This window comes from Wolbachia endosymbiont (group A) of Barypeithes pellucidus, assembly GCF_964030885.1.
Lineage (GTDB): Bacteria > Pseudomonadota > Alphaproteobacteria > Rickettsiales > Anaplasmataceae > Wolbachia.
In genome coordinates this window covers 366,665-384,566 of the sequence record NZ_OZ034985.1, presented here as the reverse complement: position 1 = coordinate 384,566, position 17,902 = coordinate 366,665, and the positions used below count along the sequence as shown (strand labels likewise).

The 17,902-nt window shown below is 35.5% G+C and carries 10 protein-coding genes, 1 tRNA gene and 2 pseudogenes; 3 read left to right on the top strand and 10 right to left on the bottom strand.

Annotated features, from left to right (window positions below; genetic code table 11):
* Nucleotides 1-20 precede the first annotated feature (20 nt).
* Together ACQH1X_RS02065 and ACQH1X_RS02060 are read left to right on the top strand one after the other, a co-directional pair.
* Nucleotides 21-2,435 carry an ankyrin repeat domain-containing protein gene (locus ACQH1X_RS02065; RefSeq protein ID WP_425386411.1) on the top strand — a complete coding sequence of 805 codons (2,415 nt, stop codon included), beginning with the start codon at nucleotides 21-23 and terminating at the stop codon, nucleotides 2,433-2,435.
* A gap of 322 nt (nucleotides 2,436-2,757) precedes the next feature.
* Complete coding sequence (locus ACQH1X_RS02060) at nucleotides 2,758-3,582, top strand: hypothetical protein (RefSeq protein ID WP_264711326.1); 825 nt, start codon at nucleotides 2,758-2,760, stop codon at nucleotides 3,580-3,582.
* Between the two features lie 112 nt (nucleotides 3,583-3,694).
* On the opposite strand, the pseudogene ACQH1X_RS02055 reads toward ACQH1X_RS02060, so the two are convergent.
* Nucleotides 3,695-4,240 (bottom strand): annotated as a pseudogene (locus ACQH1X_RS02055) (IS256-like element ISWpi15 family transposase); the annotation flags it as partial.
* Between the two features lie 223 nt (nucleotides 4,241-4,463).
* Between ACQH1X_RS02055 and ACQH1X_RS02050 the strand changes: the two are divergent.
* The gene (locus ACQH1X_RS02050; RefSeq protein WP_425385829.1) at nucleotides 4,464-5,486 is read left to right on the top strand and encodes an IS110 family transposase; all 1,023 of its coding nucleotides are present in this window, start codon (nucleotides 4,464-4,466) and stop codon (nucleotides 5,484-5,486) included.
* Between the two features lie 301 nt (nucleotides 5,487-5,787).
* Here the strand turns inward: ACQH1X_RS02050 and ACQH1X_RS02045 are convergent.
* From ACQH1X_RS02045 to mnmE, 9 genes and pseudogenes are all read right to left on the bottom strand, one after another.
* Nucleotides 5,788-6,318 (bottom strand): annotated as a pseudogene (locus ACQH1X_RS02045) (IS256 family transposase); the annotation flags it as partial.
* Complete coding sequence (locus tag ACQH1X_RS02040) at nucleotides 6,306-6,431, bottom strand: hypothetical protein (protein ID WP_425385885.1); 126 nt, start codon at nucleotides 6,429-6,431, stop codon at nucleotides 6,306-6,308. The gene ACQH1X_RS02040 and the pseudogene ACQH1X_RS02045, both read right to left, overlap by 13 nt.
* Before the next feature lie 11 nt (nucleotides 6,432-6,442).
* Complete coding sequence (gene ltrA / locus ACQH1X_RS02035) at nucleotides 6,443-7,744, bottom strand: group II intron reverse transcriptase/maturase (protein WP_425385808.1); 1,302 nt, start codon at nucleotides 7,742-7,744, stop codon at nucleotides 6,443-6,445.
* Nucleotides 7,745-7,770: 26 nt separating this feature from the next.
* On the bottom strand, nucleotides 7,771-8,751 hold the full coding sequence (locus tag ACQH1X_RS02030; RefSeq protein ID WP_425386410.1) for a hypothetical protein: 981 nt from the start codon (nucleotides 8,749-8,751) through the stop codon (nucleotides 7,771-7,773).
* Nucleotides 8,752-8,806: 55 nt separating this feature from the next.
* Complete coding sequence (gene topA / locus ACQH1X_RS02025; protein WP_425386409.1) at nucleotides 8,807-11,257, bottom strand: type I DNA topoisomerase; 2,451 nt, start codon at nucleotides 11,255-11,257, stop codon at nucleotides 8,807-8,809.
* An 87-nt stretch (nucleotides 11,258-11,344) separates the two neighbouring features.
* Nucleotides 11,345-13,978: a TomO hydrophobic C-terminal domain-containing protein gene (locus ACQH1X_RS02020; RefSeq protein ID WP_425386408.1), complete on the bottom strand. Its 2,634-nt coding sequence runs from the start codon at nucleotides 13,976-13,978 to the stop codon at nucleotides 11,345-11,347.
* Nucleotides 13,979-14,988: 1,010 nt separating this feature from the next.
* A complete protein-coding gene (locus tag ACQH1X_RS02015; protein WP_425386407.1) occupies nucleotides 14,989-16,005 on the bottom strand; it encodes an NAD(P)/FAD-dependent oxidoreductase in 1,017 nt (338 codons plus the stop codon).
* Between the two features lie 176 nt (nucleotides 16,006-16,181).
* Nucleotides 16,182-16,269: transfer RNA gene (locus ACQH1X_RS02010), tRNA-Ser, on the bottom strand.
* 47 nt (nucleotides 16,270-16,316) lie between these two features.
* Nucleotides 16,317-17,852 (bottom strand): tRNA uridine-5-carboxymethylaminomethyl(34) synthesis GTPase MnmE, encoded by a 1,536-nt coding sequence (mnmE, locus tag ACQH1X_RS02005; protein ID WP_425386406.1) that lies wholly within the window; start codon nucleotides 17,850-17,852, stop codon nucleotides 16,317-16,319.
* Nucleotides 17,853-17,902 lie beyond the last annotated feature (50 nt).

The following is a 17,902-nucleotide window of genomic DNA, read 5'->3' as shown; positions in this document are numbered from 1 at the left end:
GTTTTAAACTGAGGAGAATTATGAGTTTTGACAAGTTGGAAGAAATACTAGCTTCTATTGATACTGACGTTGGTTCAAGTAAGAGTAATATCGTTGGAAAAATAGAAGAGAAGCTAAAACAAGTAGATACATCTGGCCTATTACAGCTTGCTGTTTTGAAAAACAATAAACGAATAGTAGAAACTCTTATACAAAAAGGGGCTGATGTTAATGGGGTGGATATATACAATCGTGATCCATTATATTATGCTATCTTACATAGAAATACACGAATGGTAGAGGTCCTGATAAAAAATGGGGCAAGTGTTAGGAAGAAATATAATGATGGAAGTACTCCTTTGCATCATGCTATCTTGGGTAACAAAACAAAAATAGTAGAGCACCTAATAAACAATGGGGCTGATCTTAATGCAGTAGATGAAAAAGGTAGGACTCCATTATACTTGGCTGGCCGAAATACAAAAATGATCTCGATTCTTATGAAGAATGGAGCATGTCCCTTACTGGAAAATAGAAATGTTGAATTTTTGAAGTATTTAATTGCACTCATTAAAGATGGTGATATAGATAATTTGGAGAAGAGAGAAGCGAAACAGAAAGAAGAGCAAGTAGATGATGAATATGAATCACTTAAATACTCATTGCTGCTTAGTGATAACAGCTCTTTGATCTCTATTATAAAAAGGGAAGAATTCAATAATTTAATATCTGAGTGGTCTTCAGGTGCACCTGACTTAAAAGAGGGCCAAAAAAATTTGAATAAGGCGTTGTTAAGTCTCCTAAAAGACTTTCCATTTTGTAACATTACAAGGTTTGAGAATTTTTTACAAGACAACAAAAGTAATGATGATCTAAAGATTGTTCTCAATCTTCAAAAAGGAAAGTCCAAGTTGACAATACTGCATGTAATACAAAGTATGGAGCATTTGGCAGTAGAAAAAGATATGGCCTGGGCAGTTGGAGCATTTATAACTTTACTTTTAAAGGCTGGAGCTGACCCTAACATAGTTGACAGTGAAGGACAAACACCTTTGCACTATGCTGCTTATTATAATACTTTAAATATACCTTTACTTCTGAACAAAGGAGCACGTAATCAACCTGATAAACAAGGAAAAACTCCTCTAGATATTGTAATTATTAACAAAAAACCTTTTGAAGTGAATATTTTAGAACAAATCTTTTTAACTCAGGAGCAAATGAGAGCAAAAAGCCATTTAGAAAATATTTGCGGTCATAGCCTTGACACTAATCAACTAAGAGAGTTTTTAAATCAGCACAGAGGAAATGAAGGTCTTAAAGAGATTTTAAATCTTCGTGATAGCAAAGGAAAGTCTCGTATTTTTCAAAAGATTAGAGATGCTTGTTATGGTGATAAAATTCATTTTAAAGAAGCAGAAAGGTTGCTGTTAGAAGCAGGAGCAATTGATTACAAAGGATGGAAGGACAAAGAACATTTACCTAAAGCTTCCACTTTATGGGACATTTTAATATTAAACCAACGGGAGGAATTGAAAACTTTTTTAGATATGGTCAATGCAGCCGAAAACATGAACGAGTTAGAGCAAGTTGTAAAAAGAGCTATAGAAGCAGGAGTAATGCTGAACTTTGCTGTGTCAGGAAGTTTATATGACAAGAAATATGAGAGTAAATATGGCTTTGCAGATTGTGTAATAAGAAAAATTAGTGAATTAAAAAAGAACTCTAGAATTGCAAGTGATGTAGAGGTTGCTAGTCGTATAGTATGTAACTTAGTATCAAAAGGAGTAGTACTACATACTATAAGCAGCATCCTTGTCATTGATGAACTAGAAGAGTTTAAAAGCCACAAAGCTAATATGGTAAAAGCCTATGAAAGTTATGCAAAGCGTAGTTTGAAATTTATGGAAATTGTTAAAAGTGCAACTACTGGCAAGGTGAAAAATGTAAAAGCGGATAACTCTATTCTCTATTTGGAATATTCAGAAAATAGTGTAGTTGAGGTTGCGAAAATCATAAATGAAGCAAATTTAACTCATGGAAGTATAGAATCTAGAAGAGATGTAATAGCAATCGGTGAAAGTGAGGTAGAAATTATAACGGAAGATGGGATAAGAAATTATACTAATCTTACGGGCAATATAGTACTGACTTTCTATACTAGTTTGGGAAAGATAGACGTTAAACTGTATCCTGACGTACAAGATAAAAGCAAAATTATAGTAGAAGTGAGTAATAAAGAGGAAGTATTGGAAAAATTCGAAGGTCATGAAGAAGAATTAGGCGAGGATTGTGAACTTGGTAATTATTGTGTCTACGATGCTATTGAACGGGGATATTTTGAAAGATCTGGTGGATTAATGCGTCCTGAAGTAATAAGCGAGTCTAACAACAAATGGGCAGAACGTGAAGAATTAAGAAGGGTTTCTAATTCGAGGGAAGAAATTGCTAAGTAGAAGGTATTAAATATTAACTAAGATAATTAGCAATCTAAGAAACGAATTATCTTAAGCTCTACACAAATCACTCGCTCTTTTTTACAATTAATTTGGTTTATAGAACTACTCGTAGTAATCAAAATAAGATTTTTTCTTATAGTCAAGTTATAGTAAAATGAAATGCGATAAAGTTGCATTATTCTTTCTACAGCTAAATTTTTGCCTTAGCGTATTTATTATACAGGTAGTACAAAGCCATCGTTACACTTATATATCGTCAATAATCTATTAACAATTCCTATAGTATAATTAATTTTGAAGGCTTTAGTAAGGGGGAAGTATGACAGAAGCAAATCCAATAGTTACATTAAAGGCTAAAATTAAAGAATTTGGTTTTAATAAATTAAGAGCTAAAGATAATAAAAGCGCAAATTCTGGTGAGCAAGCATATAAAGACATTAATAGAATGGATTTCATCATTAACGGAGAGAATATAGATAGGGACTTTGTTGACCGATTATATAAAAAACATATTAGCTTGGTTAAAAATAATAAAGATGGAGAAAAGAATTATCGTTCATTTGCAAAAGAGGTTTTTAAGGAGATGTTTCAACATTCTAGAGCAGAAGCTCCAAATGATCATATTCTAGAAGAGTTAGCTACTAATTGCAATCAAGCAGGATATGAACATATATATGGACCATTTATGATGGAACTTTACGAGAAACATAAATTATTTATGAATGTCAATAGTGGTGTTGAGAGAAAAGTGTACATTGACTGCAAAAATCCAAATTCTGTAAAAGTTGAGTGTAAAATCCCCAAAGCACCTGTAAAGCTTCTAGATTTTTCTGAGAAAAAAATATGTGATATATCATTTTCAATGGAATTTACACTTGAATCTCAGAATGGTAAAGAGGGTCTAATATATAGAGACGGTAAGTTATTACTTGATGTTCCTGAGGAGTTAAAAAACTACCAAGATGGCGATAAGAGTTTATTTGATATTATAAGAGAATATTTCGAAAAATTTTGCAAAATATTAGGATTTACGTTTGCAACAAAAATAGAGCACAACTTAGGAAATGAATTGAAAGTAGACAGTCATGGCTATCTGGAAAATGTGGAACCTCCTGTCCGGAGCAATAATCATGCTCATGGTTAAAAAAGTATACTCTATAAGCTCAAATGAGAAGAAATTACCTAATTTAAAAATTTTACTTGATGATTATGGATTTTCTCAGGGAGTGTTAAATAAACTGTGTCAAACCGCATTTTTAGTTCGACTCAATTTTCAATCTGCCAGGAAAGAAAACATCAAGTTGAGAGATAGTTAATGCCCAATCATGTACAGGCATCGTCCACTTTTCCTCTGCCTTCTTTATAGCACAATATACCTGCTTATACAAGGCATTTATGCTGGTAAATGAGCCTTTGGTCTTAGTGAATTTCCTAATTTGCCTATGTAGCCCCTCTATGGGATTGGTGGTGTAGATTATCCTCCTAACTGGACCAGAATACTTAAAATAACCAGACAAGTTTTCCCAATTATTCTGCCAAGATTTTATAACCATAGGGTACTTTGTGCCCCATTTTTCATCCAATTCCAACAGATAATTCTCGGCAATTTCCTTGCTTGAAGCTTGATATACCTTCTTTAAATCGCTCAAAAAACTCTTCGCATCTTTACTGGCCACATACTTCAGTGAGTTGCGTATCTGATGCACTATACACATCTGCACTTCCGCATTAGGAAAGACACTGTTTATAGCTGCAGGAAAGCTTTTTAGCCCATCAACGCAGGCAATAAGGATATCTTCTACTTGTATCTTGTCAAAAGCATCTAATGTTTTAAGCTTAAGCATTAGGTGGAGAAGGGAGGAACTCTGTGCTTCTTCTTAGATATAAAATCTGTAGAGGAGATAAGAATTCCCTTCTCAAAAGTATAGGCTGGACGGTATCGTAGAAAAACCTAAATGGTTCTAATTCTGTATTCACAAGGTTAGCCTTACTTTTCATTTTAAATAGTAACGTATGGGGTTATATATGATCAACAACTTTCTGGGAATAGATGTATCAAAAGATCGCTTTGATGTTTTTCTCTCATTTATAAGTAAAAAAGGAAAACGTGAAACTAGGAAAAGAAGCTTTAAGAACGATGATAATGGGTTTCAAGGTCTGCAGAGCTTTCTACAAAAACATAACGTAGAGCAAGTGAAAGCTTGTATGGAAGCTACCGGTTGTTATAGTGAAGCTTTGGCTGAATTTCTACACAATGCTGGACATTTTGTAAGTGTTGTAAATCCTTATTGTATTAAATCTTATGCGAGGAGTAAGCTTGTAAGACAAAAGAATGATCAGACCGATGCAGAAATTATTGCTGATTATTGCCAAAGACAGGAACCTACTCGTTGGACACCACCTTCTCCTGAAATGAAAAAATTAAAACATCTTTATCGTTGCTCGGTTGCGTTAAAAGATGGATTAACATTCGTAAATAATCATTTAGAAAAGAAGGAGAGACTGCCTGAAGAAGTTGCAAATGCTTGGGAAAACCTTGCAGTGAACATAGAACAATCAATAGAAACAATAAAAAACTCCATACGTGAACTATTAAAACAGCACAAAGAGTTGTTGGAAAACTTTCAACTCTTATTGACTATTCCAGGAATAGGAGAGGAATCAGCAATAGCTATTTTAGCTGAAATTCCTGACACAAAGGCTTTTATAAATGCCAGACAATTGGCAGCATACGCTGGAACTATACCACGAAATATAACATCAGGTTCATCTGTATATGCCAAGCCCAGATTAAGTAAATCAGGTTCACGAACACTACGTAAGGCCATGTATTTTCCTGCTATAGTAGCTAAAAATCACAATCCTATTATTATGACTTTTTGCAAGAGATTAAAAGAAAAAGGCAAGCATAATATGGCCATTGTTGGTGCTGCAATGCGTAAGTTGCTTCATATTGTTTTTGGTATTTTAAAATCAAAAAAGGCTTTTAATCCTGACCATATCAAAAGCTACAGGACTAGGAGATTGACTGAAGCTTTAGTAATTTAAAATCGAAAAATGCTTCCATTCTATCTTATGTAAAATGGTATCTTACACAAATTTATTGAATGTAGTTGGTTAGTGTATATGTTGATAAGTGTAAAAGACAAGATTTAATCTGACAGACAAGAATTAACTGACAGAAGAATTGAGGTAGTCAAAACTAATATCAGGCTCTTGTTTAATACAACTACAATCTGTATACCGCTACACAGGACGGGAATTGGCAGTATTTTTTGATTTCACAATATAACTTAGGCAATTTAGATTCAATTTTTGTAATTTTCTTGTTGACTGGCGAGACGGTATCTCCTCTTTCTTTGAGGTCATTTAGCACTCCCAACCAGAAGTTAGCTCCTTCACTTTCAGCCAAATAAAAACCTAATACTTCTTTTTTGCCATTTTGATCTATGCCTAATATGTTATACATGCATTTACTTACGCAATGCCCGTCCTCTTTGACTTTAAAAAACATGCCATCCATGAAAACTATCGGATATACAGACTGCAGCGGGCGACTACGCCATTCGTTGATTACTGGTAGCAATTTGTCAGTAATACTTGATATCTCTGCCGCCGATATTTTGTGATCATAAATTTCCTCAACATGTGACACTATATCTCTATAGCCCATACCACTGGCAAATGTGCTCAAAATCTTCGTTTCAAGCTCTGGATGTAAGTTTGTTTGCCTTTTTTTGACTATTTGTGGTTCGAAACTTCCTTCTCTATCTCTTGGTGTTAATAGCTCTGCACTTGTACGTAAAGTTTTTGCATTTCTCCCATTTCTTCGATTATTCTCTTCGCTTTTAGCCGACAAGTGGTTTTCTATTTCACCTTGTTCGGTAGAAGCTGTAGCTTTACTCCTCTCGTTTGAGTTTTATTACTACAACTCCCCCTAAAGAACCGTGCTTGCAGATTTCCCGCACACGGCTCATCAATATTAGTTTTCACAGTCGTCCCTCTTATGCATATAAAGAAAAATGTATTTTTGGCTTTGGTAATGGATTTACTTCTACGTAGTGTACAAACTGTTCCCAGGTCATACTCTTTTTCTGACTACGCCGATTTATCCATTTAAATGCTAGCTTTCTTACTGATGTGTAAAATTGTTTCAAACACCAATAATTTCCGCTAATACCAAAGTAGTTATAGTGTCCTGTTAATTTAGCCTTCAGTACTTGCCACCAATCTTTAAGTCGAATACTTCCGCGGACTATTTTCAACCACTCCTTGATTTCTTTTAGTTTTCTGGCTAGATTTAACTTTGAGGTTTTATGTCCCATTATTAATCTACCACGACGACTTTTTGCACCATAGTGCGTAAACCCCAGAAAATTGAAACTTTCCGTCCTTCGTTTCTCTCTTATCGCTTGTTGCCACTCCCTCTTGCCAAACTTTACTACTCTGGTCTTGTTTTCAGATACTTCCAACCCAAATTTATTTAGCCTTTGTTTCAGTAATTCCAGAAATTCTTCCGCGTCTACCTTACTTTCGCAACAAACCACAAAATCGTCGCAAAACCTTATTAGTTGTATATATCCTCTGGATCTTGGTTTAAATTTCTTTTCTATCCATAAATCCAACACATAATGTAAGTATATATTTGCTAATACAGGACTTACTATACCACCTTGGGGTGTACCTTGTTTTGTTGCTTCATAATTTCCAGCTTCGACTATCCCTGCCTTGAGAAACCGCTTTACTAACCACAGCAAATTTGGGTCAGTTATTCGTTCCCTTAGACATCTCATTAGCCATTTATGCTGTATATTATCGTAGAACTTCTTGATATCCACTTCTACAATGTAGTTTATTGGCTTGTACATAACTGCTTTATCTAGTGCATTTACCGCTTGATGACAGTTTCTTCCAGGTCGAAATCCATATGAGCTGTCCAGAAAGTTTGCCTCGTAAATATTTTCTAATATCTTCTTCAGCATAATCTGTACTAATTTATCCTCGGTCGATGGTATTCCGAGTCCGCGTTTCTCTTTACTTCCAGCTTTCGGTATATATACCCTCTTTACTGGTTGTGGTTGATATTGCTTCCTCTTCATACTTTCTACTAGCACTTCGAGTTTCTCATTCAGATTTTCTCCGTATGATTCCACTGTTATCTGGTCTACTCCACAAGCCTTGTTACGCTTCAGTTCTTTATAACATCTCGCAAGATTCTCTGTATTTATCAGATGGACTAACGATGTGAATTTTAGTCGCTTATCTTGCTTTGCTCTTACTGCTATCTGGTTTAGTTTATTTTGCATGTTATTCCAACCTCCGTTGTATTGGCCTAGCAATCCCTATTCCAGTTACTATATTGCTGATCGCTTCCCCTTGTACGTGGCTTTCCCACATTCTGAGTACTATCAATCAGTCCGACTTCCCCTGCATCTTCCGCTAGTTCTTGCCTTTGTTGACTTGTTCCAGCGTACCTTTGTAGGAATGCATAGGATCTCCCAAGTTCACTTGAAGTCCATTTCAATACATGGCACGGTCTCAGATCCCGATAGAGTGAGTGATAACTTGCCTTTACGTTATCCTTCATGCTGTCTTCCATGGCCATGAAAATGTCGACCTCTATGTCTTCAGGTATTTCGGAACTCAATCCCTTCACTTTCGTTGTACCCTGCATTGTCCATCCCACTAGCTCTATTACACTCGTTACCTCATGCAACATAGTGGTCTGTTCCAAACTGTTGGCTAGACTTTGTTTGTGTTGGATTTTCACCAACTGTTCTCCAAGCACTTCTTGGCGCACCACAGCATAACCCACCCCAGCTCCAAGCAATGCACCAATTACAGCAGATGCAATAAACACTGCAACAGAGACGCCAACAGGAATTAAAGCAGCAGCCCCTAAACAATATGCTGCAACTAGACCAATAACTAAACCAACTGTTGCTCCACAAATATAGTATTTGCTACTGCTTTTAAGTTTTTCTTGCGAGTTTGATACCTGATTTACATTTCCACTTTTATTGCTAGTATTGCATCTTTCTAAACCACTTTCTAAATAACTTCCCAAACTATTTTTTAAACCATCTTTTAAATCACTGGCTAACTCTTCTTCACTGCAATCTTCTATTATTACAATACCTCGTTTGAGTAATTCTTCTTCATATTCATCATTAATACTGTTCCTACCAAGATCAAGCACTTTGATTTCCGTTTTTTGTTTAACAAAGCCTAATAACTCGGTTGTATCTACGTTATCCAACTCATGTAAATCTAAAGTTTTACCTCGGATATATCTATTAAATTCTATTGCCATTCTCCCTAAGCATTGTCAAATATATTTCAATTTTACCTAATATTTCAACAAAAGTCTACTTCTTATTCTTAATCAACTCTAAAGCCTTCTCCAAATCTATACTCTCAATATCTGCACTCTTGCCCAAAGCAACGTTTGTTTTACCGCATTTTATATAGAATCCGTACCTACCGTTGCAGATAAAAACTTCTTTTCCCTTTTCATTGACCCCGAGAGATTTTAACTCTTTGCGTGGACTGTTTGCAATAATTTGTACAACTTCGCTCAATTCTGTATTCAGCACCTCTTTGGAGCTTTTCTTAAGAGAAAAGTATCTACCATCATAGAAAATATAGTACCCAAATCGCCCAAGGCCTATTTTTACTTCCTTTCTGGTTTCAGGGTGTTCTCCGATTACTTTTGGCAAGGAAAGTAATTGAGTAGCAGTGCTCAGATCAATATCATTAACATTTATATCTTTTGGTATAGAAACCGCTTTTTTCTTTTCTGACTCATTATTAAACTGCAGGTAAAGCCCAAAAGGACCTTTTTTGATCACCACCTCTTGTCCTGTTATATCATCTACACCTAAACTTTTTGGATATTCTGAATTGTCGTTACTACCTGTAATTTCTTTTGTATGGTTGCATTCAGGATAGTTAGAACATCCAAGAAATACCCCCGCGCGCCCGAAGTTCAATTTCAATATGCCATCAGAGCAAATAGGACATTTCGTATTCACCTCTTTTCTTCCTTCTTCTGAACAAAACCAATCGACTACCAAATCGTGAATGCCGCTGAAAACTTCATCATGCGTCATTTGCTTAACAGAGTTTACATGACCAAAAAATGGCACCCAAAAGTGGCCTAATTCTTTTTTCCAATCTGCATGTCCATTTGAGATTAAATCAAGCTTTTCTTCCATTTGTGCTGTGAAGTCATACTCTACACAACGCTGAAAAAAGGTTTCTAAAAATATAGTAACGATTTTACCGCGGCTGCTTGGAATAAATCTTTTGTTATCCAATGAAACGTACTCACGATCTTGTAATACCGAAATAATTGTTGCATAAGTTGATGGGCGGCCTATACCGATTTCTTCCATTTTTTTAACGATACTTGCTTCACTATAACGAGGTGGCGGTTGAGTGAAATGCTGTTTTGGCTCAACTGAAATCAGCTTGCATGCTTCCCCTTCCTTCATGGCAGGTAGCAGGCCTTCATTTTCGGCTTCCATGTTATCTTGGTAGACTTTATAAAAACCATCAAAGAATATACTTGATCCACTTGCTCGCAGAATTACTTTCTGGTCAGTAGAACTAATTTCAACTACCACTTGATCAAGGATCGCCGATTCCATTTGACTTGCAATGGTCCTTTTCCAGATTAAATCGTACAATTTAAATTGCTCTGGCGTTAAGTAATCCTTAATACTACCCGGCGTTCTACTTATATCAGTTGGACGAATTGCTTCATGTGCTTCTTGAGCATTTTTGACCTTTTTTACATATTTACGAGGAGACTGCGGTAAATATTTATCACCATATAATGACTTAATTGACCCTCTAATTGAGTTTATAGCCTCATCTGCAATATGAAACCCATCTGTACGCATGTAAGTTATCAACCCTACAGTTTCACCACCAATATCGATACCTTCATATAAATTTTGCGCTATGCGCATAACACTTTTCACATTAAAATACAGTTTATTCACTGCATCTTGCTGAAGACTTGAAGTAATAAATGGAGGAAGCGGGTTTCTCTTAACTTGCTTGCGTTCTACTGTGCTTACAGCATACTGCCTTGACTCAATCTCCCTGACTAAGTTCTTTGCTTCTTCTTCATTCTTAATATCAAATTTTTCTAGCTTTTTATTGTCATAGTGGCTTAGCATAGCAAAAAAAGCCTCATCTTTGCTATTTTGCATTTCTGCCTTTATGCTCCAATACTCCTGTGTTATAAACTTACTGATTTCATCTTCTCGTTCGCATATAAGCTTTAATGCAACAGACTGCACTCGCCCTGCAGACTTGCTCCCCGACAATTTCGTCCACAGCAGTGGTGACAAACTAAATCCAACTAGATAATCCAAAGCTCTGCGTGTTTGCTGTGCACGCACTAAATCCATATTTATTTCACGTGGATTTTTTATAGCCTCTTGTACTGCTCTTTTTGTTATCTCATTAAAGACCACTCTATAAATGTTGTTTTCATTACTGATTGCTTTCTTTTCTTTTAATGTCTCTATCACATGCCAAGCCATTGCTTCCCCTTCTCTGTCTGGGTCTGTTGCAAGATATATATCTGATGTTTTGCTTGCAGCTTTTACTAACTCTTTTATATACTTTTCTGCTTTTTCAATGGTTTTATACTTTATAGCAAAATCATTATCCGGATCGACAGAACCGTTTTTTGCTGGAAGATCCCTCACATGTCCAAAGGATGCAGCTACTTTGAACTCTTTACCCAAATATTTACCTATTGTCTTTGCTTTCGCAGGTGATTCAACTATTAATAATGCCATGTTGTTAATTATTTTAGTACTTAAAGATAATATGTTGAGAAATATACGATGAAAAGTAAAAAAATATTTTAATAGGTCTTGTGAATTTTACACAATGGGTTGTGGAACCTTTTCAGAAACCCGTTGGACGTTGTTATCTTCAAGTGACTTTGAAGGCTCATTACAATAGTATATGATCGCAGCAGCAACCAGACAACAAATTGCTCCAACTGCTATTCCCATTGCTAACATTTCCAAATGAACTGCAATAGCTACTCCTAAAGCAACTCCAGCTATTCCAATAACCATACTACACCCAATACCTATCTTACTATAAACACTTTGAGATTCTTTTACTGGCTGATTTAAATCTTTTATATTAGATTGTGTAAGTATTTGTGGTTGATCATCTTCCTCTAGTGCAAAATCTTTCATCATCTTAATTTTAAATAATTCTTTAATGATAATTTTATACTCATCTTCTTTTGGTATGCTTCTATCGTAATTGGGCAAGAAACTCTTGATATTTGCACTAAATTCTTGATTAATTTTTGCAAGGGCCCTTTGCTGTTCAAATTGGATATTTTCAGGTCTATCTAAATCTATTCCTCTCAGTATAAAATTATCTACCAAATCTTCTTTGAACTCTGGATTATTTCTAGCATATTGAATTAATTTCTTAGCTAAATTTTCTACAAATGGTGTAATGTTCTCTTTTGTAATAACATCTTTTTGTGCTTCTAGCTTTTGTTCTTCTTCTAAATGGCGATCATATTGTGCCACGATTTCGGAGCTAATTTCGTTTATACTACTAATAATCTGGGTCCATGTGCCTTGAATGCAGGCACTGCTACTTTCACCATAAGTTGTTGCTGCTATATATATTTGTTTTAGGAGAACAAACTCTTTTTGCTCTCTCCAGACCTCTTCTATATTCAAACAACTGATCTCTTTGAACAACTCATCTACTTTTTTACCGTCATCTATACCATTTAATAATTCATGTAGTTCTGTTTTATTAAACTGTTCTTTATCGAGGATTACGCTATTTCCAAGTTTTTCTTTTACCTTAGATAATTTGTTCTTTACCAAATCTGGATTTTGTTCCATAAGAGTGACTAGCAACTCCTTTTTTTCTTTCAGTGGAACGGAAAATTTATCAATAAGTAGTTTTATATAACCTATAGATTCAGGTATAGTAATTTTTGCATCATCTCTCGTATAATCATATTGTAATTCTTGTGTAGGGTATCCTTGGTCATATTCACCGTGGAAGTTCTTTTTTAAATACTGCTGTTTTAGTACTTGCTCAGCTTTATCAATGACAGTCTTAATAAATTCTTCATCACTTGGTACATCACCACCGTTTAACACTTCCTCCATTACACTTTTTTTTTCGTTCTCTTTAAGACCGAGTAACCCTATTTTAACTTGATCATTTTGATATTCCTTAAGCAGTTTAGGTATACTTTCCACATAAGAATTTACTGCTTGCTCTAATTGACCTTCACTAGCTTTTATAGATTCTACTAAGTTTTTAGTGATAAACTTCGTTTTCTTAACTGCTAAACCTGCGTGCACAGATTGTTTATCATTAGTAATATTTCGTAGTGTACTATCTTTTTCAGGAACTAAACCATGCTTGAACAAAAACTCTTGTATCTCAGGTGAGTGATTATAAAAATGAGATAGTGTGTGCCATTGCTCATCTTTTGAATTGATTAAAAAAGGGTATTTATCAGGTTGTGTCAATATGTACCTCACCAAATCTCCACTATAATTACTTCTAGCTACATTAAAAATCATCTTTTTTATGCTCTCTTTATCTACGACTTGATTGTTAGAACATTTTTTCAATAGGAAATCATAAAAGACCTTCTGATCTCGATTATTTAACTTGATTCCAGAACATTTAGATCTGGCTAGAACCTCTATATGTTCAAAATCAATATTATTATAAGATAGATCAAATTTAGTAAACTTTGTAAGGTTAACATTAGCTAAAGCTTCTGCACCCTTATTACCAATGTTGTTACAACCTAAATCAAGTGAAGTAAGATTTGGAAGGTTGTCCTTAGCTAAAGCTTCTGCACCTTCAGCGCTAATGTTGTTAGAGAATAAATTAAGCTTTTTAAGATTTGTAAGATTACCATTAGCTAAAGCCTCTGCACCTTCATCACCAACTTTGCAATGATTTAAATTAAGCTTTTTAAGATTTGTAAGATTACCATTAGCTAAAGCCTCTGCACTTTCAGCGCTAATGTTGTTACTAGATAATTCAAGTGAAGTAAGGTTTGGAAGATTGCCCTTAGCTAGAGCTTCTATACCTTTATCACCAATGTTATTGCTTAAATCAGGGCTAAGAAGATTTCTAACATTCTTAGTAGCGAATAAAGCTTCTACACTTTTTTTATCAAAATGATTCCCTAAATGAAGCAATTTAAGATTTGGAAGATTGCCATTAGCTAAAGCTTTTGCACCTTCATTACCAATCTTATTAGCTACTAACCGAAGTGAAGTAAGATTTATAAGGTTACCATTAGCTAAAGCTTTTGCACCTTCATCACTAATGTCGTTACAAAGTAAATGAAGTGAAGTAAGATTTATAAGGTTACCATTAGCTAAAGCTTCTGCACCTTCAGCGCTAATGTTGTTACAAAATAAATGAAGTGAAGTAAGATTTGGAAGATTGCCACTAGCTAAAACTTTTGCACCTTCATCACCTATTTTGCTAAAACGCAAGATAAGCCTTGTAATGCTTTGGTTCCTTTCTAGGAAGCTTACTAAGTCGCTTATATTTATGGCGTTAGATGAAAATAAAAGAGTATCCCCTTTGACATATTGTTTAAAATCCACTTTTTCTTCTCGCTCAACATTACCACATAAATATTTTAGTTGGTATTTCAGTGATTGTCAATTTTATTAACAAATTACGTGAAAGTTTGTAGAAAATACTGGACTCTGTAGCATTACAAAAAATCCAATTATTTTCTTGCATTACTCTCTGTCATCCTGTTGCTCCTTTCTTGTCATTCCGCCGCGAACCGTCATACCGTCACGGTATCTCTTAGCCGCTAACTAGTAGCGGGATGACGAATCACTTGACCGTCATACCACCGCGAACCGTCATACCGCCGCGGTATCTCAGCCGCTAACACGTAGCAACTGTTCTCCCTCGTCACGGTATCTCTTAGCCGCTAACACGTAGCGGTATGACGAGCTTATCGTCATACTGCCACGAACCGTCATGCCACCGTGAACCGTCATACCGCCGCGGTATCTCTAGATCCCGCTAACAAGCAGCGGGATGACGGTTGTCGTTTAGCCAAAATATTAAGAAATTTACCAAATAAAAAAAAAGGCAAAAGAAGCCCCGATTAATATCTATTTTAGAACATTGGCGTTTTTTAAGTCTTAAACACTGCAATTTAGCTGCTTTTAAATGCAACTCACCTTAGTTTGAATGTTTAAGAAATTTACTAAGCAGAAAAAAAGGCAAAAGATATCCCGTATTAGCTAGTTGTCACTCTCTAATCCTGCAAATTGGCGTGCTATACTGTCTTAAACGCTTTATAAGCGCGTTTCAGCTTATATAGGTAAAAACCCAGAAATGTTGTGAAGACGTAGGGTGCGCATAGTGCAAAAAATTAAAAATAAGACGCCAATTACGTAATACTGTTGTCGTTTAATCTGCACAGATTGAAGATAAATGAATACCTCCACTACCATGATAAGGGGGCTGGCGAAGGGTGTCAAGCAAGTTTTTCTTTCCCGTGAATTCCTTTTGAAGTCGAGTATTGAAAATTGACTGGAGAGTTGTGGATTATTTTGTATATGTCATAACAAGCCATGGCACTCTCAGCAAAACCACTTAATATTAACTTTAGTTTGCCTGAATAAGTAGCTATATCTCCGATTGCATATATCCTATCTCTACTGGTTTTTAAGGTAGTCGGATCAACAACTATGCGGCCATGTTCTAACTCTATACCCCAACTGTTTATTGGCCCAAGATTCATTGACAATCCAAAAAATGGCAGCAAAAAATCAGCGGATATTTCTTTTTCTTCCTTAGAGGCAATGTTTTTTACTATCACTGCGCTCAACTGCCCATCACCTCCTGCTAGTTCGTGTAATTGATATGGCACTACCAGTTCTATCTTTCCATCATTTTCAAGTGATTCTAATTTATTTCTAGTTTCAGGAGTGCAGCGAAATTCCTTTCTTCTATGTATCACATAAATTTTCTTTGCAACTTTAGAAAGTTCTACAGTCCAATCAGCTGCAGAATCACCCCCCCCTGCAATGACTATAGTTTTGTCCTGAAAATCAGAAATCTTATTTACACTGTAAAATACAGATTTATTTTCATATTCTAATATACCACTTAAGGGTGGACGGTTAGGTTCAAACATTCCGTTACCTGCAGCAACAATAACAGCCTTACATTTTACCTCTGTGCCTGTATTAGTTATGATAATAAAGCTTTGATCGCAGTTATTCGAAATCTTTTCCACTTTTTGACTTAAATGGTAAACGGGCTCAAATGGTGAAGCTTGCTCCGTTAGTCGTTCAATTAATTTCTGGGCAGTAATTACAGGATAACCAGGTATATCGTATATTGGCTTTTCTGGGTAAAGAGCTGTGCATTGTCCTCCTGCTTGATCCAAAACATCTATTACATGACATCCCATATCAAGCATTCCCGCTTGAAAAGCAGTGAATATTCCAACAGGCCCTGCACCTATTATTACTATATCGGTTTTCATATTCAGATGGTAATCTATTTATAGATATTAGCTTTCTTCGCTAATAAGGTCAATTCACAAAGGGATGTATTTTTAAAAATGTGGCTAGATTAGATAAGATTTCCAGCGTTACGAACCACATAGTCCAAATAAGCTCTAAAAATCAGCTAACATAGTGGGATGCTAAAAGTAGCGTGCGGACGGAATGGGATTCGAACCCATGGTACGCTCATCACGTACGTCAGTTTTCAAGACTGGTGCCTTAAACCGCTCGGCCATCCGTCCATTTCTTTTCTATCACAACATTTGATTTTAAGCAATCTATAAAAGCTTTACTTGCCCACGCAAAAGTTGCTAAATATACTGTCCAATATTTCCTCAACATCAATAATTCCAATCACCGCACCAAGTTCAAATGCAGCAAGCCTCAAATCTTCAGATATTAATTCAATTGGATTATCGATATTAAAACGTTGTAAATGTTCCAGTGCTTTCTGCATGTGACTCCTATGTCTTTGCCGAGTAATCACAGGAGTGTCTCTATCATGCCCAAATTTTTCCTCTGCCTTCTCTTTTATGAGAGAGATCAACTTGTTTGTACCTATTCCCTTTAGAATAGAAATGGGTAAAAGATCTATGCCATTAATTTTTATATTGTGATTATTGATAACATCGTCAGCTTTGCTCAGAACATAAATGGTGTCATTTTGGTCTGATGTCATGCAAGTAGCTGACACTGGAATCCAGCTTATCTCATCATGAACATTGTTTTCAGCACATGTTTCTAGAATCCATTGTCTATTGCATAATTTGCAAGTATTTTTATATCTGGATCCCAGTGTCACGCACTGGGATGACACCGTTTGTTGATTACAATATTTGCATAGTTGTGTGTCAACGACAGATGGTATATTGCCTGCGGCTTGATAGTTGACATCGTGTCGTTGTTCAAAAGGAAATAGTTCTATTCTTAAATCAGCTTCAAAAGACCTTTTTTTCGCTCGACTTATACCTTCTGATTCTATTGGATCTGAACTCTCACGAATTCCAGCAGTATCAGAGAGAATGATTGGGTATCCGCCAATGTCAATATGAGCTTCAAGTATATCTCTTGTTGTGCCTGCATATTCAGAAACAATAGCAATATCACGCTTGGCTAAGAAATTAAACAGAGTTGATTTACCGACATTTGGTTTACCAGTTATTACAATATGTAAACCCTCACGCAACCTTTCGCCCCGTCTATTATCATTTAAATGCTCTTGTATCAACTGCACGAGAGATTGCACTTCATTATTAATTTTTTCCAATTCACTTTTTTCTGCCCAAATGTCCTCTGGAAAGTCTATATATGCTTCGATTTTGGATTGTATCGTTATTAATCTTTGCCTCCAATTGCTGTATAGTCTCTCTAATTCTCCTGATATCTGCTTAATTGCTTGTTTAGCTTGCATTTTCGTCTCAGCATCAATTAAGTCTGCAATCCCTTCTATTTGCGTTAAGTCAAATTTACCATTTAGAAAAGCCCTAAGTGAGAATTCTCCTGGTCTGGCCATAACAAAAATTTTCGATAATTCCTCCAAGATGATTTTTATGACTGCCTTGCTTCCATGCACTTGTAACTCTATAACGTCCTCGCCAGTGAAACTGTTTGGAGCAGGGAAATAGATGATTATTCCATTATCTATCAATTGATTGGAATCATCATATAGATCAACTAAAGTAGCAAATCTTGGTTTAATTTCTTTCTTAATATGAAAATGATTTAAAGCTTTAAGCGCGTAGTTGCCTGAAATTCTAATTACTGCAACTCCTGACTTACCAAATACGGTCGATAAAGCGAAAATAGTTTCATTTGTGTTTGTCATTATTTATATAAACTAGTTTGCTTTTTAGCAATGTTATACTTAAGGAACCA

What these genes read in the sequence shown, in the direction of transcription:
- topA (WP_425386409.1), bottom strand. Translation starts at nt 11,257, where the DNA reads ATGGCATTATTAATAGTTGAATCACCTGCGAAAGCAAAGACAATAGGT.
- ltrA (WP_425385808.1), bottom strand. Translation starts at nt 7,744, where the DNA reads ATGCAAAATAAACTAAACCAGATAGCAGTAAGAGCAAAGCAAGATAAG.
- ACQH1X_RS02050 (WP_425385829.1), top strand. Translation starts at nt 4,464, where the DNA reads ATGATCAACAACTTTCTGGGAATAGATGTATCAAAAGATCGCTTTGAT.
- mnmE (WP_425386406.1), bottom strand. Translation starts at nt 17,852, where the DNA reads ATGACAAACACAAATGAAACTATTTTCGCTTTATCGACCGTATTTGGT.
- ACQH1X_RS02015 (WP_425386407.1), bottom strand. Translation starts at nt 16,005, where the DNA reads ATGAAAACCGATATAGTAATAATAGGTGCAGGGCCTGTTGGAATATTC.
- ACQH1X_RS02065 (WP_425386411.1), top strand. Translation starts at nt 21, where the DNA reads ATGAGTTTTGACAAGTTGGAAGAAATACTAGCTTCTATTGATACTGAC.
- ACQH1X_RS02060 (WP_264711326.1), top strand. Translation starts at nt 2,758, where the DNA reads ATGACAGAAGCAAATCCAATAGTTACATTAAAGGCTAAAATTAAAGAA.
- ACQH1X_RS02030 (WP_425386410.1), bottom strand. Translation starts at nt 8,751, where the DNA reads ATGGCAATAGAATTTAATAGATATATCCGAGGTAAAACTTTAGATTTA.